At 72.4% G+C, this 24,242-nt stretch carries 19 protein-coding genes; 13 read left to right on the forward strand and 6 right to left on the reverse strand.

What is annotated here, in order from left to right; genetic code table 11:
* Positions 1–63: 63 nt before the first annotated feature.
* Positions 64–828 carry a class I SAM-dependent methyltransferase gene (locus tag ACZ5VC_RS07880; protein ID WP_469119226.1) on the forward strand — a complete coding sequence of 255 codons (765 nt, stop codon included), beginning with the start codon at positions 64–66 and terminating at the stop codon, positions 826–828.
* Between the two features lie 64 nt (positions 829–892).
* On the opposite strand, the gene ACZ5VC_RS07885 is transcribed toward ACZ5VC_RS07880, so the two are convergent.
* The 3 genes from ACZ5VC_RS07885 to ACZ5VC_RS07895 are packed head-to-tail and all read right to left on the reverse strand — an operon-like array spanning position 893 to position 3,590.
* Positions 893–1,660: an amino acid ABC transporter ATP-binding protein gene (locus tag ACZ5VC_RS07885; protein ID WP_469119227.1), complete on the reverse strand. Its 768-nt coding sequence runs from the start codon at positions 1,658–1,660 to the stop codon at positions 893–895.
* 4 nt (positions 1,661–1,664) lie between these two features.
* Positions 1,665–2,597, reverse strand: coding sequence for an amino acid ABC transporter permease (locus tag ACZ5VC_RS07890; RefSeq protein WP_469119228.1), 933 nt, complete (start codon positions 2,595–2,597; stop codon positions 1,665–1,667).
* A 27-nt stretch (positions 2,598–2,624) separates the two neighbouring features.
* Entirely contained in the window at positions 2,625–3,590 is a 966-nt protein-coding gene (locus ACZ5VC_RS07895; protein WP_469119229.1) for an ABC transporter substrate-binding protein, read from the reverse strand.
* A 553-nt stretch (positions 3,591–4,143) separates the two neighbouring features.
* Between ACZ5VC_RS07895 and ACZ5VC_RS07900 the strand changes: the two genes are divergently transcribed.
* From ACZ5VC_RS07900 to ACZ5VC_RS07920, 5 genes are all read left to right on the forward strand, one after another.
* Complete coding sequence (locus tag ACZ5VC_RS07900; RefSeq protein WP_469119230.1) at positions 4,144–5,355, forward strand: NAD(P)-dependent malic enzyme; 1,212 nt, start codon at positions 4,144–4,146, stop codon at positions 5,353–5,355.
* 236 nt (positions 5,356–5,591) lie between these two features.
* Positions 5,592–6,557: a zinc-binding dehydrogenase gene (locus ACZ5VC_RS07905; RefSeq protein WP_469119231.1), complete on the forward strand. Its 966-nt coding sequence runs from the start codon at positions 5,592–5,594 to the stop codon at positions 6,555–6,557.
* Positions 6,558–6,625: 68 nt separating this feature from the next.
* Positions 6,626–8,029, forward strand: a complete 1,404-nt coding sequence (locus tag ACZ5VC_RS07910) for a glycoside hydrolase family 5 protein (RefSeq protein ID WP_469119232.1) — start codon at positions 6,626–6,628, stop codon at positions 8,027–8,029.
* A 32-nt stretch (positions 8,030–8,061) separates the two neighbouring features.
* Entirely contained in the window at positions 8,062–8,271 is a 210-nt protein-coding gene (locus ACZ5VC_RS07915; protein WP_026058749.1) for a helix-turn-helix domain-containing protein, read from the forward strand.
* Positions 8,271–8,834 carry a Clp protease N-terminal domain-containing protein gene (locus ACZ5VC_RS07920; protein ID WP_469119233.1) on the forward strand — a complete coding sequence of 188 codons (564 nt, stop codon included), beginning with the start codon at positions 8,271–8,273 and terminating at the stop codon, positions 8,832–8,834. The genes ACZ5VC_RS07915 and ACZ5VC_RS07920 overlap by 1 nt, the downstream gene beginning before the upstream one ends.
* 251 nt (positions 8,835–9,085) lie before the next feature.
* On the opposite strand, the gene ACZ5VC_RS07925 is transcribed toward ACZ5VC_RS07920, so the two are convergent.
* The 3 genes from ACZ5VC_RS07925 to ACZ5VC_RS07935 form a co-directional block, all read right to left on the reverse strand.
* Entirely contained in the window at positions 9,086–10,060 is a 975-nt protein-coding gene (locus tag ACZ5VC_RS07925) for a helix-turn-helix transcriptional regulator (RefSeq protein WP_469119234.1), read from the reverse strand.
* A 1-nt stretch (position 10,061) separates the two neighbouring features.
* Complete coding sequence (locus ACZ5VC_RS07930) at positions 10,062–10,979, reverse strand: DUF4097 family beta strand repeat-containing protein (RefSeq protein ID WP_469119235.1); 918 nt, start codon at positions 10,977–10,979, stop codon at positions 10,062–10,064.
* 1,111 nt (positions 10,980–12,090) lie between these two features.
* Positions 12,091–12,273 (reverse strand): DUF6104 family protein, encoded by a 183-nt coding sequence (locus ACZ5VC_RS07935; protein ID WP_469119236.1) that lies wholly within the window; start codon positions 12,271–12,273, stop codon positions 12,091–12,093.
* A gap of 157 nt (positions 12,274–12,430) precedes the next feature.
* Here ACZ5VC_RS07935 and ACZ5VC_RS07940 point away from each other — a divergent pair, with 157 nt between their 5' ends.
* The 7 genes from ACZ5VC_RS07940 to fxsT all read left to right on the forward strand — a co-directional run bounded on the left by ACZ5VC_RS07940 (position 12,431) and on the right by fxsT (position 24,193).
* Positions 12,431–12,823, forward strand: coding sequence for a CU044_2847 family protein (locus ACZ5VC_RS07940; protein ID WP_469119237.1), 393 nt, complete (start codon positions 12,431–12,433; stop codon positions 12,821–12,823).
* Positions 12,823–15,006 carry a VMAP-C domain-containing protein gene (locus ACZ5VC_RS07945; RefSeq protein ID WP_469119238.1) on the forward strand — a complete coding sequence of 728 codons (2,184 nt, stop codon included), beginning with the start codon at positions 12,823–12,825 and terminating at the stop codon, positions 15,004–15,006. Before ACZ5VC_RS07940 ends, ACZ5VC_RS07945 begins: the two co-directional genes overlap by 1 nt.
* A gap of 52 nt (positions 15,007–15,058) precedes the next feature.
* Positions 15,059–16,132, forward strand: a complete 1,074-nt coding sequence (locus ACZ5VC_RS07950; RefSeq protein ID WP_469119239.1) for an AAA family ATPase — start codon at positions 15,059–15,061, stop codon at positions 16,130–16,132.
* 5 nt (positions 16,133–16,137) lie between these two features.
* A complete protein-coding gene (locus ACZ5VC_RS07955; RefSeq protein ID WP_469119240.1) occupies positions 16,138–19,551 on the forward strand; it encodes an SAV_2336 N-terminal domain-related protein in 3,414 nt (1,137 codons plus the stop codon).
* Positions 19,552–19,649: 98 nt separating this feature from the next.
* Positions 19,650–19,811: a hypothetical protein gene (locus tag ACZ5VC_RS07960; RefSeq protein ID WP_469119241.1), complete on the forward strand. Its 162-nt coding sequence runs from the start codon at positions 19,650–19,652 to the stop codon at positions 19,809–19,811.
* Positions 19,812–19,888: 77 nt separating this feature from the next.
* Positions 19,889–21,088 carry an FxsB family cyclophane-forming radical SAM/SPASM peptide maturase gene (locus tag ACZ5VC_RS07965; protein ID WP_469119242.1) on the forward strand — a complete coding sequence of 400 codons (1,200 nt, stop codon included), beginning with the start codon at positions 19,889–19,891 and terminating at the stop codon, positions 21,086–21,088.
* A gap of 126 nt (positions 21,089–21,214) precedes the next feature.
* Positions 21,215–24,193: an FxSxx-COOH system tetratricopeptide repeat protein gene (gene fxsT, locus ACZ5VC_RS07970; RefSeq protein WP_469119243.1), complete on the forward strand. Its 2,979-nt coding sequence runs from the start codon at positions 21,215–21,217 to the stop codon at positions 24,191–24,193.
* The last annotated feature ends 49 nt before the right edge of the window (positions 24,194–24,242 follow it).

Genomic DNA, 24,242 nt, shown 5'->3' on the forward strand with positions numbered 1-24,242 from the left:
GGTAAGTGACGCTTGCCCATCCAGGGTATTACTTCGAGGGTATTACGGAGCGGGAGGCCGGGGATGACGGATACGACAGCGAGTGCCACGGACTGGCGGGCCTGGCAGGAGAGCTGGGACCGTCAGCAGGAGTGGTACATGCCCGACCGGGAGGAGCGGTTCCGGGTCATGCTCGACATGGTCGAGGCCGTGGTCGGTCCGGAGCCCCGCGTCCTGGATCTGGCGTGCGGTACGGGAAGTATTACGGACCGGCTGCTCCAGCGGTTCCCGAAGGCCGTCAGTACCGGCGTGGACCTCGACCCGGCGCTCCTCGCCATCGCCGAGGGGTACTTCGCCGGTGACGACCGGGTGACCTTCGTCCGCGCGGACCTCAAGGACCCGCGATGGACGGACGCGCTGCCCCACGACTCGTACGACGCCGTCCTGACCGCCACGGCCCTGCACTGGCTGCACCTCGGGCCGCTGGCCACGCTGTACGGACAGCTCGCGCCGCTCGTCCGCGACGGCGGCGTCTTCATGAACGCGGACCACATGAGGGACGAGAGCACCCCCCGGATCAACGCGGCCGAGCGCGCCCACCGGCACGCCGCGATGGACCGCGCCAGGGCCGACGGGGCCCTCGACTGGACCGACTGGTGGAAGCTCGCCGCCTCCGATCCGGTCCTCGCCGGGCCCACCGCCGAGCGGTTCGCCATCTACGGCGAGCACGCCGACGGCGAGACGCCCTCCGCGCGGTGGCACGCCGCGACCCTGCGCGCGGCCGGATTCGGCGAGGCGCGGGCCGTCTGGGCCTCCCCGTCCGACTCGCTCGTGCTGGCCGTCAAGTAACGCGAAAGGGGCGGTACGGAGATTCCGTACCGCCCCTTCCCCTACGGCCACAGCCCCGACGGCGTCACAGCACCTTCGAGAGGAACGCCTTCGTGCGGTCGTGCTGCGGGTTGCCCAGCACATCGCGCGGGTGGCCCGACTCGACCACCACACCGCCGTCCATGAAGACGAGGGAGTCGCCCACCTCGCGGGCGAAGCCCATCTCGTGGGTGACCACGATCATCGTCATGCCGGACTCGGCGAGGTCGCGCATGACGTCCAGGACGTCACCGACCAGCTCCGGGTCGAGCGCCGAGGTCGGCTCGTCGAAGAGCATCAGCTTCGGCTCCATCGCGAGCGCACGGGCGATCGCGACCCGCTGCTGCTGACCGCCGGAGAGCTGCGAGGGGTAGTTCCCGGCCTTGTCGGCCAGGCCCACGCGGTCCAGCAGCTTCGCCGCCCGCTCCCGGGCCACCGCCTTGGACTCGCCCTTCACCTGGACCGGCGCCTCCATGACGTTCTCGAGCGCCGTCATGTGCGGGAACAGGTTGAAGCGCTGGAAGACCATGCCGATGTCCCGGCGCTGCGCCGCGACCTCGCTGTCCTTGAGCTCGTAGAGCTTGTCGCCCTTCTGGCGGTAGCCCACGAGGTCACCGTCGACATAGAGCCGACCGGAGTTGATCTTCTCCAGGTGGTTGATGCACCGCAGGAAGGTGGACTTGCCGGAGCCGGACGGGCCGACCAGACAGAACACCTCGCGGGGCGCGACCTCCAGGTCGATGCCCTTGAGGATGTGGGCGGCGCCGTAGGACTTGTGAACGCCCTCGGCCTTCACCATGGGTTGCGTAGACATAGGATCACCGCCGCCAGTTGGAGAGGGAGAGCATGTTCGCCTTGACCTTCTGCCACGGGGTGGCGGGCAGCTGGCGCAGCGAACCCCGCGCGAACCGCCGTTCCAGGTAGAACTGGCCGACGCTGAACACCGACGTCAGTGCCAGGTACCAGATCGACGCCACGAAGAACATCTCCATCACCGCGAACGAGGTGGAGGCGATGTCCTGCGCACTGCGCAGCAGGTCCGGGTACTGAACGGCGATGACCAGGGACGACGTCTTCAGCATATTGATGAATTCGTTCCCGGTCGGCGGGATGATCACCCGCATCGACTGGGGGAGCACCACGCGCCACATGGTCTTCGCCTGGGTCATGCCCAGGGCGTGCGACGCCTCCGTCTGGCCCTCGTCGACCGACTGGATGCCGGCCCGGACGATCTCCGCCATGTACGCGCCCTCATTGAGGCCGAGACCCAGCAGGGCGGCCAGGAAGGGGGTCATGACATCGGTCATCTCGTCCTTGTAGAACCCGATGTTGAACAGCGGGAAGATCAGGGCGAGGTTGAACCAGATCAGCAGCTGCACATAGACCGGCGTGCCGCGGAAGACCCAGATGTACAGCCAGGCGACCGCACTGGTCACCGGGTTCTTCGACAACCGCATCACGGCGAACAGCACACCGAGGACCAGGCCCAGCAGCATCGAGACGACGCTGATGAGGATGGTGTGCCAGAGGCCGGAGAGGATGCTGGAGTCGAACAGCTTCTCGGGCACGGTCGCCCAGCGGACATTGCCCTGGGAGAACGCGTAGCCGAGCGCCCCGAGGAGCGCGATCACCACGACGGCGCTGATCCAGCGTCCGTAGTGGCGTACGGGAATGGCCTTGATCGCCTCGGGGGGGACCCCCGCCGGGGCGGGTGTGGCCCCGGAGGGAATCTTGTCGAACTTGTCGCTCACAACGACTGCCCTTCAGTGGTGCGCGGGTCAGGAGCCGCCGTTGATCTTGGCCTCGGTCACGGCGCCGTCGGCGGCGCCCCACTTGTCCAGCGCGGCCTTGTAGCTGCCGTCCTTGATGGCCGCGTCGAGGGCCGCCTTGAGGGCGTCACGCAGCTCGGTGTTCTTCTTGTCGATCGCGATGCCGAAGAGTCCGGCGTCCGACTTGTTGGCGACGGCCTCGAAGTCGTTGCCGCCGCCGGCGGTCTTGGCGATGTACGCGGCGACCGGCGAGTCGTTCAGGTCGGCGACGGCGCCGCCGGCCTTCACACGGGTCTGGGCCTCGGCGTCGGTCGGGAAGGACTCGAAGGTGAGCTTCGGCTTGCCGTCCTTCTCGCACTTGGCGGCCTGGTCCTTGGCGGACTGCTCGTAGGTCGTACCGCGCTGCACGGCGATCTTCTTGCCGCACAGGTCGTCGAGGGACTTGATGTTCTCCGGGTTGCCCTTCTTGACCAGGATGCCGGTGGAGGCGGAGAAGTAGTCGACGAAGTCGACACCGGTACCGGTCTTCTTGCCCTTGTCGTCCAGACCCTCCTGGCGGGCCTTGGTGTCCGTCATCGAGGACATCACGACGTCGGTGCGGCCGGTCGGCAGCGCGCCGAGCAGGGTGTCGAAGGTGCCGCTGGTGAACTCGAACTTCACGCCGAGCTGCTTGCTCAGGGCGGCGGCGATGTCGGGGTCGACACCGACGACCTTCTCGCCCTCCTTGAACTCCATCGGCGCGTAGGTGGCGTCCGTGCCGACCTTGATCACGCCGGCCTTCTGGACCTTCGCGGGGAGCTTGGAGAAGAGCGGGGCCGAGCTCGAGGAGGTGCCCTCCTTCTTCGTGCCGCTGTCGGTCTGGTCGCCACAGGCGGTCAGCAGCATGGAGCCGGCGACCGCGATCGCGGCGACCGCGGCAATCCGGGACGTCCGGGGCTTGGCGGCGGTCGTACAGCGGGTGGAGCTTGCGGTCATGGTCGGGTTCCTCCGGCTGGTGAGGGAGTTGCCAGGTCGGGCACGCACCTTCGGGTGTCGCGACCTCGTGTGATTACGGCATCTTGCCATTCGGACCACACGAATCAGGGGGCCGCGCATGTCAAAATCGGGTAACGGGTCACCCCCGATCTCCGGAAGGCCGGTACCGCAAGGCCGGACCATCTCCGGGAGCACTACCTTCAGACCGGAAAATCTTCGGTTGATCTCGTCATACGGACTCCGCGAAGTCCGCGAACCGGGCGTTCTGTGAGCGCTGACCGACATGGTGTGACGAATCATGTCATCGGGCGCGCCGTCGCGAGTGACAGATCACCGGATATGGACTCGTCGCCGACGCCGTCCGTCCGGTAAGAAGGATCCTTACACCCCTCATCCGGGGCTCAGGGCGCGTGTGCGGCGCGCCCGCGCGTTCGTACCTCCCCCTGCCGAGGCGGGCCAACCGCCAGGCGCAGGGCACGGACGCGGGTCCGCCCACCCCTCCTCAACCAGGAGTGGCCACCCTCAAATGATGAAGACTTAAGGGGTCAACCAAATGGCAGCGGAGATCGTCAATCCTCGCAGCGACAGCGGTACGGAAGGTGGGCCCGACGAGCCCTTCGATCCGGCCTTCGCGCTGCACCGCGGCGGCAAGATGGCCATCCAGGCCACTGTGCCCGTCCGCAACAAGGACGATTTGTCCCTCGCGTACACGCCCGGCGTCGCCAAGGTGTGCACCGCTATCGCCGAGCAGCCGGACCTGGTCCACGACTACACCTGGAAGTCCCAGGTCGTCGCCGTGGTCACCGACGGAACGGCCGTGCTCGGACTCGGCGACATCGGCCCGGAAGCCTCCCTTCCGGTCATGGAGGGGAAAGCCATCCTCTTCAAGCAGTTCGGTGGCGTGGACGCGGTGCCGATCGCGCTCGCCACGACCGACGCGGACGAGATCGTGGAGACCGTCGTCCGGCTCGCTCCCTCCTTCGGTGGAGTGAACCTCGAGGACATCTCGGCGCCGCGGTGCTTCGAGATCGAGCGCAAGCTCCAGGAGCGCCTCGACATCCCCGTCTTCCACGACGACCAGCACGGCACGGCCGTGGTCACCCTGGCCGCTCTGCGCAACGCCGCGAAGCTGACCGGGCGGGGCCTGGGCGAGCTGCGCGGCGTCATCTCCGGCGCCGGCGCGGCCGGTGTCGCCATCGCGAAGTTCCTCCTCGAGGCGGGGCTCGGCGATGTGGCGGTCGCCGACCGCAAGGGCATCGTGAGCCTGGACCGTGAGGACCTCACCCCGGTCAAGCGCGAGCTGGCGGAGATCACGAACAAGGCGGGTCTGAGCGGTTCGCTGGAGAGCGCGCTGGCCGGCGCGGACGTGTTCATCGGTGTCTCCGGCGGTACGGTCCCGGAGGCCGCGGTGGCGTCGATGGCGCCGAACGCGTTCGTCTTCGCCATGGCCAACCCGAACCCGGAGGTCCACCCCGACGTCGCGCACAAGTACGCGGCGGTCGTGGCCACCGGCCGTTCGGACTACCCGAACCAGATCAACAACGTCCTCGCCTTCCCGGGCATCTTCGCCGGTGCGCTGCAGGTGCGGGCCTCCCGGATCACCGAGGGCATGAAGATCGCGGCGGCGGACGCGCTCGCCGACGTGGTCGGTGACGACCTCGCGGCCGACTACGTGATCCCCTCGCCGTTCGACGAGCGGGTCGCCCCGGCGGTCACCGCGGCGGTCGCCGCGGCGGCTCGCGCCGAGGGCGTGGCGCGCCGCTGACCCGGTCACGCGCACCCAGGGGGCCCCGCCGAACGGCGGGGCCCCTTCGCGCTGCCGGGCCCCTTCGCGCTGCCGGGCGCCTTCGCGTCGCCGAACCCTTCGCGTCGCCGAACCCTTCGGGTTGCCCGGGCCCCTTCCGTCGCCGAACCCCTTCGCGTCGCGAGCCCGCGGCCTGGGGTGCGTGTCACACCGGCACATGGTTCCCCCGTACGGCCCCGAGTCCTACGCTCAAGGTCATGTTCGCTGCCTACGCCGCCCGAATCGACCGCGACCAGCCGCTGAACGGCCTCGAGCTGGGTGAACGGCCCGCTCCCGAGGTACGTCCCGGCTGGACGACCGTCACCGTCAAGGCCGCCTCGCTCAACCACCACGACCTCTGGTCGCTGCGCGGAGTGGGCCTCGCCGAGGACAAGCTGCCGATGATCCTCGGCTGCGACGCCGCCGGCATCGACGAGGACGGCAACGAGGTGGTGATCCACTCGGTCATCGGCCAGACGGGTCACGGCGTCGGGCCGCGTGAGCCCCGGTCCATCCTCACCGAGCGTTACCAGGGCACCTTCGCCGAGAAGGTCACCGTCCCCGCGTGGAACGTGCTGCCCAAGCCGAAGGAGCTCTCCTTCGAAGAGGCCGCCTGCCTCCCCACGGCCTGGCTCACCGCCTACCGGATGCTCTTCACCAACGCCGGCGTTCGCCCCGGCGACTCGATCCTCGTCCAGGGCGCCGGCGGTGGCGTCGCGACCGCCGCGATCGTCCTCGGCAAGGCGGCGGGCCTGCGGGTGTACGCCACCAGCCGCGACGAGGCCAAGCGCAAGCGGGCGGTCGAGCTGGGCGCCGTCGACGCGTTCGAGCCGGGCGCGCGGCTGCCGCAGCGGGTCGACGCCGTCATCGAGACGGTCGGCGCCGCCACCTGGTCCCACTCCGTCAAGTCGCTGCGGCCGGGCGGCACACTGGTGATCACCGGCGCGACCAGCGGCGACCGCCCCCCGCACGCCGAGCTGACCCGGATCTTCTTCCTGGAGCTGAAGGTCATCGGTTCGACGATGGGTTCCAAGGACGAGCTGGAGGACCTGCTCTCCTTCTGCGCGGCGACCGGTGTCCGGCCGGTGATCGACGACGTGCTGCCGCTGGACCGGGCGCGCGAGGGCTTCGAGAAGATGGCCTCGGGCGACCTCTTCGGAAAGATCGTCCTCACGACGTCTTGATGGTCCGTCAGATGTACTGATGGGATCTCCGGCACGCGACCACACCGCCGTGCCGGAGGTTTCCCGTGATGCGAACGACCAGCACCCTCGCCGCAGTCGCGGCGCTCGCCGCCGCGCTCCTCGCCCCGACGGCCGCCCCTGCGGCCGCCCGCACCGGCCCCGCCGGGCCCGCGGGCATACCCGCCCTGACGGACAAGGACGGCCGCGCCCTCACCCTGCGCGGCTGGAACATCGAGGACAAGACCCACCGCGGTGACGAGGCGCTGAGCGCCGTCACCGAGAAGCATCTGCGCGACATGCGCGGCCGCGGCTTCAACTTCGCCCGCCTGCTGGTCTTCTGGGACGACCTGGAACCACGGCGGGGCCAGTACAGCCGGGCGTATCTGCGGAAGATCGAGCGGATCCTGGATTGGGCCGAGAAGTACGACATCCAGATCCTGATCGACGCCCACCAGGATGTCTTCGGGCCCGCCTTCGGGCATCGCGGCGTCCCGGAGTGGGCCACCCGCACCGACGGCCTGCCGTTCGCGCCGCATCCCGGTGACTGGTTCTCGGAGTACTTCGAGCCCGCCGTGCAGCGGGCCTTCACCCATCTCTACGAGGACGAGGACCTGCGGCGCGCGCAGGCCCGGATGTGGCGGGTGCTCGCCGGCCGGTTCGAGGGCCATCCTGCCGTGCTCGGCTACGACCTGATCAATGAGCCCATGGGGGAGCTGCGGGAGGGGGAGGACCTGCCGGCCGCGGCCCGCCGGATCGAGCGGGACCAGCTCACGCCGATGTACAACCGGCTCGCGGACGCGGTCCGTTCGGTGGACGGGGACACCTGGGTGTTCGTCGAGCCGACACCGATCGTCGGCGAGGGCGTCCCGACGGGCCTGGGGAGGATCAAGGACCCGAAGGTGGTGTACGCCCCGCACTTCTACAACACCGCGATGGAGGCCGGCGCCGACTACGACCCGGCGGCGGGCTGGATCGAGTCGTACGAGACCGCGGTCACCGGCTATCCGAAGGCCTACGGCGTCCCGGTCGTCGTCGGGGAGTGGGGGCCGCTCAACAACGACCTGCCGAACATGGGCCGTTTCTACCGTGACGCCCTCGCCTCGCTGAACCGCTACAGCTCCGGCTGGGCGGGTTATGTGTGGTGCTACGGAGGCGGGTACTGCGCGGTGGACGCCGCCGGGGCCTTCCGTACGAACAAGGAGCAGACCGCCTCGCCGTACGCCGCCGCGGTCGCGGGGGCGGTGCGCTCCTCGTCGTACGGCTCCGGTGTCTACCGGCTGGAGTACGAGGCGGCCCGGCGCGGCTCACGGGTCACCGAACTGTCGCTGCCGCCGGGCGAGCGGGGCTGGCGGATCGAGGTCGGCGGGCGGGCGTGTGCGGACACGCGGCGCGTGGCGCCCGGGAAGCCCGCGCGTGTGCGGGTGGTGGCCGCGCCGGGAGCCGCGGTGACCCTCACCGTCAACCAAGGTTGACAGCCGAGGGCTGTCAATGTAAGTTGACAGCCATGACCGACGCAACCGATCTCGCCGCGAGGGCGGGCGACCGCGACCCACGGGTCGGCCTGCGCGCCGTCTCCGCGCTGCGGCGACTCCTCGAGCAACTCGAAGCCGTCCAGGTGCGCAGTGCCCGCAACCAGGGCTGGTCGTGGCAGGAGATCGCGGCCGAGCTGGGGGTCAGCCGGCAGGCCGTCCACAAGAAGTACGGGAGGCAGTGATGTTCGAACGGTTCACGAAGGACGCCCGTTCCGTGGTGACCGGCGCGGTCGCCCACGCCGAGCGGGCCCACTCCGACTCCGTCACCGACGAGCATCTGCTGCTCTCCCTGCTCGACGCGGAGGGAGGACGGACGGCCTTCGCCCTGCGGGCCCTGGGCGTCACCGACCGGCGGGCCGCGCTGGAGGAGTCCTTCGCCGAGGCGCGCCGACGCGGGGGAATGTCCAGGGCGGACGCCGACGCCCTCGCCGGGATCGGCATCTCCGTCGAGGAGATCGTCGCCCGCGTGGAGGAGACCCACGGCGTGGGCGTGCTGGCCGGCGACCGGGCCGACCGGAGCTGGTGGTCCGGCCGCCGCCCCTTCACCCGCGAGGCCAAGGACGTCCTGGAGAAGTCGCTGCGTGTCGCCCTCGGCCGTCGCGACCGCACCATCGGCGCCGAGCACCTGCTGCTGGCACTCGCGGCCCGCCCGGGTCTCGTGTCGGAGGTCATGGCCGAGCACGGCGCGACCTACGGCGCCCTGGAACGGCTCCTGTTCGCGGCCGAGGCGTCCGCCGCCGGATGAGGACGGCCGGGGCCGTCAGCAGGTGGCGCCCGAGCGCACGGGCTTCGGATCGATGGGGCAGCCGTCGACGGCAGCGGTGACGCTAGGCGCTGCGCCCGAACGCGGTGCGGCCGTAGCCCTCGTACGCCGGCCGCGTCCCGCCGGGTAACCGGCCCGCCGGGCTCCTGGGCTCCGCGTAAGGCGTGGCCGGGTCGCGGGTCGTCCCCCGACCGGGACAGGGGGAACCCCGTCGGCCCGGACCCGGTGCGGGCTCAGGCGCGGTCGGAACCCTCCTGCCGGTCGCTGCGCAGCAGCGCCGCGATATGGGCCGCCGCCGTGGACAGATGGCGCCTGGCCTCGCCGAGCTGGGCCTCCGAGACCCCGTGGTCCCGCGCCGCGTCGCGGATGTCGTCGCGGAAGCGGTCCAGGAGCCGGTCCAGGTCACGGGCCGGGTCGCCGGTCGACTCGGTGTCCTTCGGCCACTCCGGGTCCGCGTCGGCGGGATCCGGCTTGACGTACGGCGGCCAGGCCGCTCCCCGGGCCATGCCGCCCAGCTGGGCGGTCAGCTCGGACAGCCCCTCCCGTACGCCCGTGGGCCAGTCGCCCCGCCTGAAGTGGTCCTGGACCTGCTCCTGGACCTGGCGGGCGATCCGCTGGACCTCCTGATGGGCCTTCTCCTGGGCCTCCTTCGCCTGGCGTCGGGCCGCCTTGGCGTCCTCGCGGGCCCGGCGCGACTCGTCCTTGGCCCGGCGGGTCTGCTCCTTCCACTCCTGCTTGGCGCGGCGCAGCTCCTCCTTGGCGTCGCCGAAGGTCTCCCCGAACGCCGTACCGAAGGTGTCGCCGAAGCCGGGTTCCGGACGGCGCGTCTCGCTCGCCGCGGCCCGCATCTCGCTGCGGAGCTTGCCGGCGGCGCCGCGGACGTCGTCGCGGATCTCGGCGGCGAGCTCGGAGACGGACTCGCGGATCTCCAGCTCCAGGTCGGCGAGCTCGCCGCCGCGCCCTGCCAGTTCCTCGCGGCCCGCGTCGGTGATCGAGTAGACCTTGCGGCCGCCTTCGGTGGCGTGCGTGACCAGACCCTCGGTCTCCAGCTTGGCCAGCCGGGGGTAGACCGTGCCCGCCGAGGGCGCGTACAGGCCCTGGAACCGTTCCTCCAGGAGACGGATCACCTCGTAGCCGTGGCGGGGGGCCTCGTCGAGGAGCTTGAGGAGGTAGAGCCGCAGGCGGCCGTGGGCGAAGACCGGGGGCATGTCAGAGCACCTTTCCCAAGTCGATGGGGGAGTCGGGGCCGGACTCGGGGCCGGCGTCGTGACCGGAGCCGGAGCCGGAGCCGGAGCCCGGGTCGGCCTCGGCGGCGGCCGGGCGGCGCAGCAGCGCGATCGAGCCGGACACGGTCGTCGCGCGGAGCGTCCCCGTGCCCGCGCCCAGCGTTCCGGTGATCTTCTTGGCGCCCCACTGGCCGCCGACCCGGAGGTCCTCGAAGGCGTTGGAGACGGCGCCGCTCGCGGTGTTCGCCTCGACCTGGGCGTCCGCCGGGTGCGGCAGCCGGATCGCGATCTCGCCGGAGACGCTGGTCAGGCGGACGTCGGTGGGGCCGGCGCGGTCGAGGTCGACGACCATGTCGCCGCTGACCGATTCCGCCCGGACGCGGGGGCCGGCGCCGTCGACGACCGTGAGGCTGCCGGAGACGGACTTGTGGTGGAGATCGCCGGTGACGGACTGGGCCTCCAGGCTGCCGGAGACGCTCTCCGCGCGGACCGGGCCCGAGAGTCCGACGAGCGTGGTGTCGCCGGTGACACCGCGGACGTCCGTACGTCCCCGGACCCCGGACACCATCACGGCGGCACCGACTGCCCCCACCTCGACGTCGGCCCCGGCCGGCACGGCGAGGGTCACGACGGCGCTGCGCCGCCAGCTCCTGCGGTCGAGCTTGTGGTCGAGCCAGTCGCGAAAGCCCTTCCAGGTCAGATCCTCGTAGGCGACGGTGAGGGTCGAACCCTGCCGCGTCACGCTCAGCGGCGGACCCTCGATCTCCCCCACCTCCAACCGCGCGGAACCCTCGTCGGTCCCGACGACGTTGACCGTCCCGTTGACGACGCGCACCTTGAGCGTTGTCACGGGGTCGTCGAAGGTGAGCTTCTGGGGCTCGGCGACGGACCACTCTGTCATGGTGCGGACCTCCCGGATCGGCGACGCAACATATCGCGTATCTCGATAGACACGATATATCGCGGTCGAAGGAAGTCAAGGGGCGGGGCCTGGCCTTCGGCCGGCCCGGGGGGCGAGGGGAGCCGGCCTCCGACGCGGTGGAGTGCGGGGCGGCCTGTGGGCCGCCTCGACGGGGGTGAGCGGGGGCGCGGCGGCGGCGCGGCTGGGGCGGTGCGTGCGCGGGAGCGGCGCGGGTGTCGGCCGGTCGACAAGCTGGTCGGGATGGCGTGGCCCTCGGAGGACACGCACGATCGCGCGGGACCGGCGCTGCGGTGGGGGCCGAGTGATCACGTGGTCGCGAGGGCGTGGCCGGCGAAGGGCACCGCGCGGTGCGCGCCGAACGCGATGTGGCGCGGACCGGCCGCTGGGCCGGTCGGTGGACTCGAAACGGGGGCGGCAGCGGCAGAAAGGGCCGCCCGCGTGGTCGGGAGGCCCGTCCCGTCCTGGGAGCCGGCGGCCCCGGGCGGCCGCACCGCCGTACTGCCGAGAGGCCGGCGGCTCGAACCGCCCCCGTGGTGCAGCGTACCGACGAGTCCGTCGTGCGCTCGTGTCGCTGAGCGGCCCTGGGGGCGCGGGGTCGGTGGTTCCCGGAGGCGCCGACGAGTCGGTGAGCGGTCGGAGTCGTCGTCCCGCGCTCGTTCCCCCGGGGCTGATCAGTCCTGGCGGGCAGTGAGCCGGCAGGTAGTGGCCGAGGACAGGCCCCGAACCGGAGGCCCGGGTCCCGCCCCTGCGGGGATCATGCCGCTCGGATCAAGCTGTCCGGCGCGGCGCGCCCCCGCCGCCGCCCGCCCGCGCGCCCGGTTCAGCCCGTCCGGCGGTGCGCTGAACCGCGCCTCGTTTTCGAGGACCCGCCCGCAGGCCTCCGGCGGGAAGCTTCCGCCCGGATGCCCGCCGCCGGCGCCGGTCCGGCGCAGTGCGCTGCGAGCGGCTTCCCGCATCACGGGCGCGCCCGGCCCCGCCGCACCGGTCACGGTCGCGGTCCCGGTGATGTGCCGTGCCCGCCCGCCTCCGGCCGTACGGGAGCCCCGGGCACAGCCCGACCCGCCCCCCGTCGAAGGCGTGACCCGAGGGCCTACTCCTCGTCCTCCTCGTCGTCCAGGCGGGCCAGCCACGTTGCCAGGCGTTCCACCGGGACCTCGAAGTCCGGGTTCAGGTCGACGAAGGTGCGCAGCTGCTCGGCGAGCCACTCGAAGGTGATTTCCTCCTCGCCGCGCCGCTTCTCCAGTTCCTCGATGCCACGGTCGGTGAAGTACAAGGGGTGCTCCGCTGGGACTCGGAAAATGCGTTCTCCCAGCCAGGATAGGAGAGCCGGGGAGCCCCTCGCCCCCGCGCCCCCGGCGAGCTAGCCTGATCCTCCATCAGTGTGACTGGGGCGTACGGGAACTGGTGCGCCACGGGGACGGGGGTGCGTCATGGGGGACGGGATACGGCCGGTACAGCTGCCCGACGGCACCGAGGTCTGGGTCCGGGTGTCCCGGCTCGACGGGGGTGGGGGCGAGTACGACGATCTTTACGAGGACGTCGGCGTCTGGGACCGGGTGACCACCAGGGTCGAGGGGCTCAAGGAGACCGTCGAGGGCGTCGCCCGCTCCGTGCGGGACGCCACCGCCGCCGTCGCCCCCGACGAGACCGCCGTCACCTTCGGGATCGAGGTCTCCGCCAAGCCCGGCAAGGCCTTCGCGGTCCTCGCCGACGGCGAGGCGAAGGCGAACCTCTCCATCACCCTGACCTGGCGGCACGCCGACCGCCGCTCGGCCCATCGGAACGGAACGCCCGAAGGAGGCCCGGACCGGGCCGCGAGCTGATGTCCGGACGCGAGATCCTGTGGCGTCTTGCGCAGGACGCCACCGTCGGGATCTGCCCACCACCCCGCCCGGCCGCCCCCGCCGACGACGGCCCCTACGCGCCCGGCCGGCGCCGGCCCGTCCTCTGGGGCAGCGGCTTCCTGGTCGCGCCCGGATGGGTGCTGACCTGCGCCCACGTCCTCGTGGACGGCCTCGGGCTGCGCCGCCCCCAGGACCCGGTCGCCCCCGGGGAGCCCGATGTGGGGGTCGTGGTGGACGGGGAGGTCCTGCCGGGCCGGCTCGCGTACTGCATGCCTTCGCCCCGCCAGTCCGTGCCACAGCGCGGCGCGGAGGAAGCCGGGCGCGAGCCGTACGCCGACGCCGTCGACGGCATCACCCCCGACCTCGCCCTGATCGCGCTCCTGGAACCGGTGAAACGCGAACGCTGCGTCTGGCTGACGGACCGGCCGCCGGGTGAGTTCGGGCAGGACGACGACGGCGGCGGAATCATCGGCCGCTTCTACGACGCCACCGGCGAGGAAGGGCCCTTCGTCACCGAACAGCTGGTCTGCGGCCATGGCGGCAACAAGGGCAGCCGGATCAAGGTCACGCTCAAGGTCGACATGCGCCACGGCGTCTCCGGGGGCCCGCTCATCGACCTCGACCGCGGCGAGGTGATCGGCGTCGTCAAGGCGCGCGCCAAGGACGGCCGCTCCGGTCTCGCGGTCGCCGTCAGCGCCCTGCGCGCCCTCGGCCCCGACGCGCACCAGCCCGGCGCCCCCGACCTCGGGGACGAGCCGTACCGGGAGCTGATGCGGCTGCACGACGAATGGCACTGGCGCCGCCAGGACCCGGAACAGAGCGACGGCCAGGACACCTGGATCGACGGACAGCGCGAACTGCCCGGCCGGCTGAGCACCTGGGCGCTGACCGACCGGCTCACCGCCCTCCACCGGCTGGGCAGCATCCCCGGACCCCGCAGCCCCCTGGTCGTGCAGCAGCTCGTGCAGGAGGCCACAGGTCAGCACGCCAACCGCGCCACCCGGGCGCTGACCTGGCGCGACGGCCACGGCATGCTCCGCGGCTTCGGCGGCAGCGACGACCTCGCCGTCCACCTCCAGTACCTCGCGCGGGTCGCCGTCGAGGCGCACCGCAGCGCCGCCGCTTCCGGCGCCGACGGCGCCGCGGCCGTCGAGGCGCAGGCCCTGCACCGCTGGGTGATGGAGCGCGGGCAGGCCCTGCGTCCCCAGGCCCGCAGGACCCTGCGCGGTCTGCGGCCGGCCCCCCGCGCGGTCCTCCTCGAATTCGAGGAGGCCCCCGCCCTCTACCAGGAGGAGACGGACGACGACCTCTACGGCGAGGCGCAGGTCCAGGAGCAGCTGTTCACCTGGTCGATCCTCAAGGGGTACGGAGACGGCCGCTGGGAGCTCGCCGTGGCGCCCCAGCCCGACGGCCTGCCCTTCGAACAGGCCCGCCATCAGGCCCTCGCCGCTCTCTCCGGCGTCCTGTCCGGCGCCGACGCGGCCCGGCCGCCCGGAGACCCCGTACCGCTCGAAGTGGCCCTGCCCGGCTCCCGGTTCGGCGCGGCCGTCGCCGACTGGGAGATGAGGGAGGACCCCCGCCCCAGCTCGCCGCGGGTGGTCATCGGCGCCGACCGCCCCGTGGTCCTGCGGGACATCGAACGCCGCCTCGCGCCGGTGGCCACGGACGGAGAGACCCTCTGGGCGAACCGCTGGAGCGGTCTGCTGAGCGCGCCCCGTCTCGAGTTCCTGCGGCTCGCCGACCCCCGGGCGCCGCTCGGCCGCCATGAGCTCGGTGCCGTACCGGACGGCCGGATCCCGGTGCTCTGCCGGGACGTCACGACCGGTCCCGGCGGGGTCGCCGCCCAGCGGGCCGTGGGGCTCGGCTTCCCCGTCGCCCTGTGGCGCTCCGACGGGCACGGGCACGCGTACGAGGTCGACTGCGGTGACTCCTGCGACGACTTCCACACGGGGATCGCCGATCTGCTGGCCACGGACCGCCCGGCGCACGCCCTGCAGTCGCTTCCCGGCCAGGTGTGGCGGCTGCGCGCCCGGGGCATGGACCCGGAGGCGCGCTGGGTGCGGGGACTTGTCCTGTTCTACGACGACCCGGACCACCCTTTGCCCCGCGCGGCCGGGAAGCCCCTGGAACATCCCGGTCGACGAGACCGGAATGCATCGTGAGCCGGGGCCGTCCCCGGTACTGTCATGGCAGCCTGTCGAGAAGGGGGTCGACATGAGCGAATGGCTGATCTACCGGGGTGCCGGAGCCCCGCACGACGGGATCGACATGCTGCCCCCGCCGCCGCCCTGGCGGGATTTCGACGGTGACGGGCCCCTGCAGTGCCCGCGCGAGCTCGACAGCGCGTCCCGCCGCCGACTCGGAGTGCGCACCCGCCAGGCCCAGTTGCACCGGCCGGGCACGGAGGAGCGCGAGCTCATCAACGCCGCCCTCTATCTGCGCCGCCCGCTCCTGGTGACCGGCCATCCCGGCAGCGGCAAGAGCACGATCGCCCATTCGGTCGCGTACGAACTGGGTCTGGGCCGCGTCCTCAGCTGGCCCATCGTCAGCCGCAGTGCCCTGATCCACGGCCTCTACCAGTACGACGCCATCGGCCGGCTCCAGGACCTCCAGATCCGTACGACCCTCGGCGAGAGCCGACCCGGCGACGGACGATCCGACGACGGACGGCCGGACGACGGGCGGCCGGACGGCGGACCGCAGGGGATCGCCGACATCGGGCGGTACATCCGGCTCGGGCCGCTCGGCACGGCCCTGCTGCCGTACGCGCGGCCCAGGGTGCTGCTCGTCGACGAACTGGACAAGAGCGACATCGATCTGCCCAATGACCTCCTCAACGTCCTGGAGGAGGGCGAGTTCGCCATCCCGGAGCTGGAGCGCATCGCGGACATCGCCCCCGAGGTGGAGGTGATGACCGACGACGGGGTCAAGGTCCCCATCCGCAACGGCCGGGTCCGCTGCCGTCAGTTCCCCTTCATCGTGATGACGAGCAACGGCGAGCGGGACTTCCCGGCGCCCCTGCGACGGCGCTGCATCCACCTCCAGATGGCCGCGCCCGACGAGAGCCGGCTCGCCGGGATGGTCCGGGCGCACTTCGGCGAGGCGGCCGAGGCGGAGTACGGCGAGCTCATCCGGCGCTTCCTCGACCGGGACCCGGGCGACGTCCTCGCCGTCGACCAGCTCCTCAACGCCATCCATCTCGTGCGCAACATGAGCGACCGGGAGGGGACCGCGGCACGTGACCGGCTCGCGGAGGTACTGATGGCGCCGCTCGACCGGACAGGGTGAGCGGGGTGCCAGGCCCCGGCCCGGACCCCTTCCACCAGCTCGTCGAGACCCTTGCCGCCGCGGGCGCCCCCCTGGACAGCGGACAGATCGCGGACGCCCTCTGGCTGTCCCGGTGGACGGCGCCCGCGGACTCTCCGCGCGCGCCCGGCGCCGCCACGGACAGTGCGGAAGCGCCCCCGGGGACCCGTAAGGATCCGGCCAATGTGGGTGCCGAGAAGGGGAGTCCCGGGCCGCACCCGGGTGCGGACGGCCGGAACCCGGCCCTCCAGCTCACCGACCCCCTCACCGGAGGCTCCGGCGAAGCCTCCGCCGAGAGCCCCGCCGAGCCCTCCGGAACCGCTTCCGCGACCACCTCCGCACGTTCCTCCGCCCCCGTGCGCCCGGCCGCCTCACCGGGCCGGCGGGTCCGGCTCTCCTCCGCCCCCACCCTGCCGTCCCTGCCCCCGCTGCAACGCGCCCTGCGGGCACTGCGCTCCTACCGCCCCTCGGGACCCGCCACCCGCGTCGAGCTCGACGAGAACGCCACCGCGGAACTCACCGCCACCACGGGCCTGGTGATGCCGGTGCGCCGCCCGGTCGGCCGGCGCACGGCCGACCTGCAGATCCTCATGGACGGCGCCCCCTCCATGGCCGTGTGGGAGGGCCTCCTGCAGGAACTGCGGCGCGCCTGCGAACAGCTCGGTGCCTTCCGGGACGTCAGCGTCCACTACCTCCACCCGCTGCCCCACGGCATCGGGGTCACCGCCCGCCGGGGCCCGGGCCGGGCGGAGCGCAGCGGCATCGGGGTCACCGCCCACCCCGGCCCCGGGCACGTGCTGCGCCCGGCCGAGGAGCTGACCGACGTCTCGGGGCAGCGCGTGCATCTGCTGCTCAGCGACTGCGCGGGGCCGCTGTGGCGCGACGGCTCCTTCCAGCGGCTGCTGCACCGCTGGGCGGGCAGCGCGCCCCTCGCCGTGCTGCAGCCGCTGCCGCACCGGTTCTGGCAGCGCACCGGGCTGCCCGCCGCCGTCGGTCTGCTGACCCGGAGGCCGGGACCGTACCGCTCGCTGGAGTTCCGCAGGCTCGACTCCGCGGCCCGCTCCGGGTCCCGCACCGGCGGACACAACGGCGCGCCCGTCCCCGGCCTGCATGTGCCGGTGCTCACCGCGACGCCTGCGGCGCTGCGGACCTGGGCGCGCCTGGTGTCCGCCCGGGGCGGTCTCGAACTGCGTTGCGCCGCCGCGCTGCTGGAGCCGCCCCCCGTGGATCCGGAGCCGTACACCCCGGCCGCCGACGACGAGAACAGCGAGCACAGCGAGAACAGCGAGAACGACACCAACGGCGAGACCACCGGCGCCCAGCAGAGCCGGGAGGGCCGGGAGGGGCACGACGCCGACCGGCGGGCCGAAGCCGTCAGGCTGCTCGCCGACTTCGGGGAGACCGCCTCACCCGCCGCCCGCCAGCTCGCCGTCCAGCTCTCCGCCGCCCCGCTCTCCGTACCGGTGATGCAACTGGTCCAGCGGGCGATGCTTCCGCAGAGCGGCCCCGGCGAGCTCGCCGAGGTCCTGCTCGGCGGCCTGGTGACCGATCTCGAGGACGCCGACCGCCGCCACGGCCCCTGGTTCGAGTTCAAGCCCCACGTCCGGCAGTTGCTGCTCGAGCAGCTGAGCGCGGGAGAGGCCGCGCTGGTCCTCAAGCACTGCTCCTTCTACATCGAGCGCACCTTCGGCCGCGGCGCCCGCAACTTCCCCGCCATCGTCGTCGCCCATCTGGAGGGCACCGGCCGGCGGGTGGTGAGCGGCCACGACAGGGTGCCCGAGCCGTTCGTGTACGTCTCCGAGCAGGTGATGCGCCGGTTCGAGCGCGAGGTCGGCTACCGCTCCACCACTCCGGCCGCGGCCGAGGGTCCGGTCGCCGCCGCCACCGCGCACCTGCGCCGGTACGAGAGCGACCACGCCACCGACGACCTGCTGGAGGCGCTGCGGCTGCTGCGCACCCCGGAGGCCGCCGGCCATCAGGACCGGGACCGGCTCCACACCGAGGCCCTGCTGCACGCCTGGACGGAGTGGGGGGATCCGGAGACCCTCCGGCTCGCCGAGCGCATCGCCCGCTCCCGCACCGACGACACCGCCTCGCCGGACACCCCCGTACGGGCGGGGGACCGGCTCGCGCTCGCCCGCGTCCTGCGTGCCCGGGGCGAGGCCGCCGCGGGCGCCGAGGAGGGTGTACGGGACCTCGACGACGCGGCGGCGCAGCTCGAACGGGCGCTGGGGGAACGGGGGCTGGATCCGGCGACGATGCTGGAGTGCGCGCTCCTGCACACCCGGATCGTGGAACGGCGTTTCAGGCTCTCGCCGACCGCCGCCGCCGAGTCGCTGCGCCGCTCCAGCCGGCTGCTGGGCCGGCTCAGTGAGACCTGGCCCGGCGGACGCCCCCCGGCCGCCCTGTGGTTCGCGCTCGGCCGGGTCCTTCTCCAGCGTGCGACGCTGGCGCGGCCGGGCGGCCACGAGCAACGGGAACTGGCCGGAAGGGCCGCTTCCGCGCTGGATTCAGGGGTAGAGGACACGGGGGGCGCGGACGGTGAGGCGATGCCGCCGGCGCGCGCGCTGTTCGATCTCGCCGAGGCGTATGCGCTCAGCGGGGAACCGTTCACACGCCCCGAAGAGGGGGAAACCTTGAACCGGGCCGCCGACGCGGCCCGTAGAGAGGGGGAGACGGAGTTGGAGGCTGTCGCGCGCGGTCGGCTCGCCGTACTGCGGTGGGGGCGGCACCGGGCGACCGGCGACACACAGGACATCGAGCTGGCCGAGGCGGAGATGAAACGGGCATTGAGTCTGTTACGACCGGGCGACCCACAGCGCGTAGAGCTCCTTGTCTCCTACGGCCGGATGCTCCTGGAGATCCTCCAGGAACCCGATCGGAGGTCCACGGTCTCCGAGGCCGTGCACAGCCTCCGGGAGGCCGTCGCCGACACGGCCCCCAGCCACCCGTCCGCGACCGAGCGCAGGCTGCTCCTCGCCGAGGCGCTGCGCGAGCGCTACCGCCTCGAGTCGATGATCGCGGACCTCTACGAGGCGTGCTGGACGGCGGAGCAGGCACTCAGGGACACCGTCGCGGCCGCCCCCCGAGCCCTCGCCCTGCTCGAACTGGGCGCGCTGCACCGGCTGCTGGCCGAGCGCACCGGTGAGCGCGAGCAGTGGGACCACTCCGACGACGCCTACCGCCGCGCGGCGGACACGGCGGCGGAGGCCGGCGACCCGGCCATCGCCGCCCGCGCCCTGCACGGGCGCGGCGAGGTGCTGGAGTTCCTCGCCGGGCCCGCCAGAGCCCTGGAGATGTACCGGGCGGCCCGGGACCAATGGGCACGGACCACCGAAACGGATTCGGCCGAAGCACGGCGTACCGATGACCGGATCCAGCGGCTGGACGGCACGCAGTGACTCGCACGTGTTTCCGGACGCGGGGCAGAGGGCATGCCCGGTTAGACCTGCCCAGGGCTGAGCCGATCACCTGAGGAGACGATGTGCGGACCCCGGCCGTGAGCGCGCCCCGTGAGTCGCTGCCCGACTTCTCCGGCGTCGATCTGGCCGTGCTGCTCGACCGCGTCGACCGTCCGGCACTCTGCGCGGTACTGGAGGACCTGGTGAGCCAGCCGCGTTCGGAGCACGACACCTTCGCGGCGTTCGACGACACGCCGTGACCGTGAGGAACGGGCGTGCGGGAGGAGAACCGAGCCCCCACGAGGTCTTAGCCCCTTGGCCGCTGCGCGATCTTGACGTGGCCGAGGCCCGTCGGGCGTGGCCCCGCCGCCTTCCGTTCCGCCAGTTCGTCCTCAAGGTGCACAGCCGCTGCAACCTCGCCTGCACCTACTGCTACATCTACGAGAGCCCCGACCGCACCTGGCGCCACCGCCCCGCCCGGGTCTCCGACGAGACCATGCGGCGCACCGCGGCCCGGATCGGCGAGCACGTCCGCGCGCACGCCCTGACGTCCGTACGGGTCGATCTGCACGGCGGTGAGCCCCTGCTCGGCGGCGCCGGGCCGCTGCTCGCCTACACCTCGTACGTGCGGCAGGCCGTGCCGGACGACTGCGACATCGGCTTCGTCGTCCAGACCAACGGAACCCTCCTCACGCCGGGCGTCCTCGCCGAGCTCGCCGGTGCCGGGATCCGCGTCGGGCTCAGCCTCGACGGGGGGACGGCCGCGCACAACGGCCGCCGGGTCGACCACGCGGGGCGCGCGAGTTGGCCCGCCGCCTCGCGCGCCGCCGGGCTGCTGCGGGGGCACCCCGGGACGTACGCCGGAATCCTGAGCGTCATCGACCTCGCCCGCGATCCCGCCGAGGTGTTCCACTCGCTGACCGCGCTGGCGCCTCCCGCCCTGGATCTGCTGCTGCCGCACGCCAACTGGTCCTCGCCGCCACCCGGGGTCGCCGCCGCTGACCCGCGTCTGCTGTACCTTCCGCACACCAGGCCGACCCCGTACGGCGACTGGCTCGCCGAGGTCTTCGACCTGTGGTGGGGCCGACGGGAGGGGCCCGCCGTGCGGGTCCGGCTCTTCGCCGAGATCATCGCGCTGCTCCTCGGCCGGCCCAGTACCACCGAGTCCGTAGGACTCTCCCCGGCCGCCACCGTCGTCATCGACACCGACGGGGCCATCGAACAGGTCGACTCGCTGAAGACGGCCTATGAACACGCCCCCGCCACGGGGCTGGACGTCCACCACGACACCTTCGACGAAGCCCTCGAACATCCGGGCATCGTCGCCCGCCAGCTCGGCCGCGACGCCCTCGCCGCCGACTGCCTGGACTGCCCACTGGTCGCGGTCTGCGGCGCCGGAAACTACGCCCACCGCTATGTCGCGCACAGCGGCTTCCACCATCCGACCGTGTACTGCGCGGACATGGCCCGGCTCATACGGCACATAGCCGGCCGGATGCGCGCCGAGATGGGCGCGGCGACCGCGGCCTCGCCGTAGACCTCCAGGCCGGGGCCGCGCGTCCGACACTTCGTCAGTTCTCGTGGGCGCCGATGAACTACGGTGCCGGAAGACCCCACGCTCCACATCGAATGCACACTGCTCGTAGGACAGGGAGACGGTCGCATGGCCGAGCACATCACCATCAGTCACGCGGGCTCCAGCCGCCCGTGGGCGGCCTGGATCTCGCACCAGTTGGAACAGCAGGGACTGAGTACGTCCATGCTGCGCTGGGACCCCGCCGTGGAGACCACGCTCGTCGAGGCGCTCAACGACCTTCTGGACGCGCCCGGCCGGGTGCTCCTGGTGCTGGACGACTGGTACTTCGGCCTCGGTCCCCGGCCCGCCTCCGAGTGGGCCGAGGCGCTGCGCGAGGTCGTCCCGCCGAACGCCGACCGGTTCGCCGCCGTCAACGTCGCCACCGGCACGCTGCCCACCACGGCCGCCGCACTGGGGCCCGTCAACCTTCTGGGCCTCGACGCCCGCGAGGCACGGCGCCGACTGCTGCGCAGGCTCGGCGTCGAGCGCCCCCGGCCGATCGGCGACGGGGAGCAGGCCGCGGGCGACGAGGACGCCCCCCGCTTCCCCAACGACGACCAGGCGCAGTGGAACGTACCGCCCCGCAACGAGCGCTTCACCGGCCGCGACGCGATCCTCGACGAGATCCACGACGTCTTCAGCCGGGGCTCCGGCGAGGGTGAGCGCTGTGTCCTGCGGGGGATCTCGGGGGTGGGCAAGACCCAGATCGCCCGCGAGTACGCCTACCGCTTCCGCAACGAGTACGACATCGTCTGGCAGGTCAACTCCGGCTATCCCGGCACCGCCCGGGAGCAGCTCGCCGAGCTCGCGACCCGGCTCGAACTGCCCGCCGGACGCGAGACGGGCGACCGGATCCGCGCCGTTCAGGACACCCTGCGCAGCGGCCGCCCACACCGCAACTGGCTGCTCGTCTTCGACGGCGCCGACAGCACCGACGGCATCGAGGGACTGCTCCCCGACGGCCCGGGACATGTCCTGATCACCACTCTGACCAGGGACTGGGCGGCGCTCGGCCGGACCGTGGAGATCGAGGTCCAGCCCTTCACCCGGCGGGAGAGCATCGCCTTCGCCCGCCGCCGCGCGGCCAGGCTCAGCCCCCGGCAGGCGGACGCCCTGGCCGACGCCGTGCAGGACCTTCCGCTGCTCCTCAACCAGACGGCCGCCTGGCTGGACATCAACGAGACCATGCCGGTCGAGACGTACATCGAGCGCATCCGCAGCGGGAAGCCCAACCAGTTCGGCATCAGCATCGCCGACGACGACTACAAGAAGAGCGTCTGGACCAGCTGGTCGCTCACCCAGAACATGCTCCGTGAGAAGCACCCGGACGCCGCCGAACTCCTCAAGGTCTTCGGCTTCTTCTCTCCAGACGCGATCCCCGTCGGCCTCATCCAGACGGCCCGCCCCGGGGACCTGCCGGCGCACCTCGCCGCGCTCGCCGCCGACCCCATCGGCTGGCACACCAATCTGCGCCGGCTGCACGAGGCGACGGCCGTGATGAGGATGGACTACCCCGCCGACACCGGCCTCGACCCCGGTGTCGAGTCGGTCCAGATGCACCACCTGTACCACGGCTACCTCCGCGACGGGATGCCGGAACAGGAGCGCGAGGCGGCCTCGCAGACCGCCTGCCGGGTCCTCGTCAGCGGCTCACCGCGCAACCCCAACGACACCCGCCTGTGGGCACGTTACGCCCAGCTCATCCCGCATCTCGACTACGCCGGAGCCTTCGACAGCACCGACCCCGACGTCCAGGAGCTGGTCCTGGACTGCATCGACTACCTGCGCGTACGCGGAGAGCACTCGGCCGGTCTACAGCTGTGCGAGAAGGCGCTGCCACGCTGGCAGCAGCGGCTCGCCCCGATCAACCGGAACCTGCTGCTCCTTGAGTATCTGCACTCGATCATGCTGCGCAGGGTCGGCCGCTACCGCGAGGCCGAGGCGATGGGCCGCAACTCGGTCGACCAGCTCCAGCGGCACGCCACCGACAGCAATGAACTGCTCCGCGCCAAGACCGGCCTCGGTGGCAGCCTCATGGCCCTGGCGGCGTACGAGGAGGCCCGCGTCCTGTTCGCGGAGGTCTGGGAGGCGTACAGCAGGCTCCTCGGGGACACGGCCCCCCGCGCCCTCTCCGCACGGCACAACCTCGCCTCCGTGCTCGCCCAGCTCGGACAGTACGAAGCGGCTCTCCTGATGCACATGGAGGTGCTCCAGGCCCGCGAGCGGGTCCTCAAGCTCCGGCATCCGAGCACGCTCGCCAGCGGCATCGACTGCGCGACGCTGCTGCGCCGGCTCGGCCGCTACCCCGAGGCGACCTCACGCCAGGAACAGAACGTCCGGATGCACCGGCAGATCATGGACCGCCACCATCCGCAGACCCTGCGGGCGGAACAGAACCTGGCGCTCTGTCTGCGCCGCAGCGGCGAGTACCAGAGCGCCGAAGCGCTGATGCGGACCGTCCTCAGCCGCTCCGAACAGGTCCACGGCCCCCGTCACCCCGACACGCTCGCCGTGCTCGCCGACTACGCCACCCTGCTGCGCGAACACGGCGACACCGGCCGCGCCCGTGAGCTGGCCGAGCGCGCCGCCGACGAGTACAGCGCCCTCCTGGGCGACGGGCACCCCTTCACAGCCGGGGTCCTCGGCAACCTCTCCCTCGTACGCGCCGAGTCCGGCGACCGCGACGAGTCCCTGCACATGTCCGAACGGGCCCTGTCCCGGATGCGGGCGGCCGTCGGAGACGAGCACCCCTGGACCCTCGGCTGCGGCCTCAACACCTCGGGCGCCCGTGCCCTGTCCGGCGACGAGGACCGCGCGCTCGAACTCAGCGGCGACACCGCGCGGCGCGCCCAGGCCGTCCTGGGTGAGACCCATCCGCTGACGCTCTCCGCCTGGGCGGCCCACGCGGCGGATCTGCGCGCCCTGCGCCGGGTCAAGGACGCGGCCGACAAGGAGCAGGAGGTCATCCGGATGCTCGCGGACACCCTCGGCGACCAGCATCCCCACACGCTCAGCGTGCGCCGCCGCCAGCGCCCCTACTGGGACTTCGAGCCGCAGCCCGTCTGACAGGCCGGAACACGCCGGAGGGCCCGGCATCCCCCTCGGGATGCCGGGC

The organism is Streptomyces sp. NPDC033174, from assembly GCF_055577795.1.